This window comes from Streptomyces sp. NPDC005393 (assembly GCF_040606675.1).
GTDB lineage: Bacteria > Actinomycetota > Actinomycetes > Streptomycetales > Streptomycetaceae > Streptomyces.
Map to the genome: position 1 here is coordinate 1 of NZ_JBEXFG010000131.1, position 1,987 is coordinate 1,987.

2 protein-coding genes are annotated in these 1,987 nt (G+C 68.3%); both read right to left on the reverse strand.

The window, feature by feature from the left end:
- Window positions 1-24: 24 nt before the first annotated feature.
- Window positions 25-1,260, reverse strand: coding sequence for an IS701 family transposase (locus tag ABZS71_RS35555; RefSeq protein ID WP_356216987.1), 1,236 nt, complete (start codon window positions 1,258-1,260; stop codon window positions 25-27).
- A gap of 139 nt (window positions 1,261-1,399) precedes the next feature.
- Window positions 1,400-1,894 (reverse strand): GNAT family N-acetyltransferase, encoded by a 495-nt coding sequence (locus tag ABZS71_RS35560; RefSeq protein ID WP_356216984.1) that lies wholly within the window; start codon window positions 1,892-1,894, stop codon window positions 1,400-1,402.
- Window positions 1,895-1,987: the final 93 nt, after the last annotated feature.

Here is a 1,987-nt window from a genome sequence, read left to right on the forward strand (position 1 = left end):
TACTCCAGTCGTAGATCGTGATCTTCATGTCTGATTCGCGGCCTGTCGGCGGTAATGGCTGGCCCTGGCTCGGGCCTGATGGCGGCGTCGCCAGGCGGACCAGCCGAGCCGGTGAGCCACGTCGCACATGGGCCGGACGAATGCTGTGAACAGCCGCTGGATCTCGTTGCAGGTGAGCGGGATCAGTCCGTCCGGGGCGGGATGGCGGGCGTGTTCGTCAGTACGGACGACAGCGAGGAAGGCGTGAGCGAGCATGGCCAGGGTGACCCAGCGGGACCACGAGGTGAAGCGGCGGACTTGGTGTTCGTCCAGTCCGGCCAGGCCCTTTCCTGCCTGGAAAGTCTCCTCCACCCGCCATCTCGACCCGGCGACGCGCACCAGCGTGGCCAGCGGCACCGGGGCCGGCGACCAGCAGCGGTAGTAGGCCAGTTCACCGGTGGTGCGGTTGCGGCGGATCAGCAGCTGGTGGCTGCCGGATCGGGGTTCGGCCAGGTCGATGACGGCCCAGTCGTAGAAACGGTGCCCCTTGGCACCGGCTCCGGCCGACAGCTTCTGCCAGGCCCGCTTGGGGACCTTCGCGGCCAGGGCGTCCGCGCGGAACTTCCCCGCGCTGGTGGCGACTTCATGGGAACAGGCGACGGCGAGCACGTAGCCGACCCCGCGCGCTTCCAGCGCGGCCCGCAGCTTCGGGTTGCCGCCGTAGACCTCGTCGCCTGCGACCCAGCTCACGCGGTGCCCGGCGTCCAGGAACCGACCGATCATGCGGACGGCCAGCTCCGGTTTGGTGGCGAAGACGGTCTGGTCGCCGAGTCCGGCGGCCCGGCAGCGGTCCGGGTCGGTGGTCCACGAGCGCGGTACGTACAGCTCGCGGTCCACCGCTGCGTGCCCGCGTCGGCCCGCGTAGACGAGGTAGACCGCGACCTGGGAGTTCTCGATTCTGCCCGCCGTGCCGGTGTACTGACGCTGGACCCCGACGGTGCGGGTACCCTTCTTCAGGTCTCCGGTTTCGTCGACCACCAGGACTGCGTCGTCGTCGTGCAGGTGCTCCACCACATACTCCCGCACATCATCGCGCACGGCGTTGGCATCCCATCGGGCCCGGCCGAGCAGGTGCTGCATGCCGTCCGGGGTGGCCTCTCCGGCCCACTCGGCGATGCTCCAACAGTTTTTGCGTGGCAGGTCCGACAGCAGCCCCAGCATCAGATCCCGTACCCGACGCCGGGGTTCAACCCGGGCGAACCGGCCGGCTATCCGGCTCATCAGGCCCTCGAACGCTTCCTGCCAGCGAGCAGGGTCCACGCTGTGACCTGCGGCCATCGCAAGATCGTTAGTCTTCACACACCGATGATCAGCGGTGGCCGCAGCCTTCCCGCAGCCGACCCACGAGCAAGATCAAGGTCTATGGCTGGAGGTCGCGCTGGTACCAGGTGCCTGACTTGCCGCCGAGATCGGCCGGGGTGGCAGGGCCAACGGAGACGAACCCGGCCTTGGCCAAGACTTTCTGGGACCCGGCGTTGTCGTGGGAGGTGGCCGCCCGCAGTGTGAGCAGGCCGTGCATCGCTGTCGCCATCCGGCACAGCTCCCGGACGGTCGCGGTCGCCACGCCGCGGCCGGCGACCCGCTCCGCGACCCGGTAGCCGAGTCTGGCAGTGCCGTCCTCCAAGTCGTACAGGTTGAACCTGCCAAGTACCGAGCCGTCCTCGGCGACGAGCACGTAGAAGGCGCAGATGCCGGCCTCCTGCTCGGCCAGCGAGGCGTTGTACCGGTCGGTGAACTGGTCGAAGAAGTCGTCGCCGCGGTCGGAGATCGAGGCAGCGAAGTAGGCGCGGTTCGCCAGCTCGAAGGCCAGGACGGCCGGGGCGTGGCCGGCATGCAGCGGCTTCAGCTTGGGCATTGCCCGACCTTACCCAGATGGTCCGCTGAGGCCACCTGGTTTTGCAGACAGCTCCAAGACCAGGGCACATAACGATCTACGACTGGAGTACTA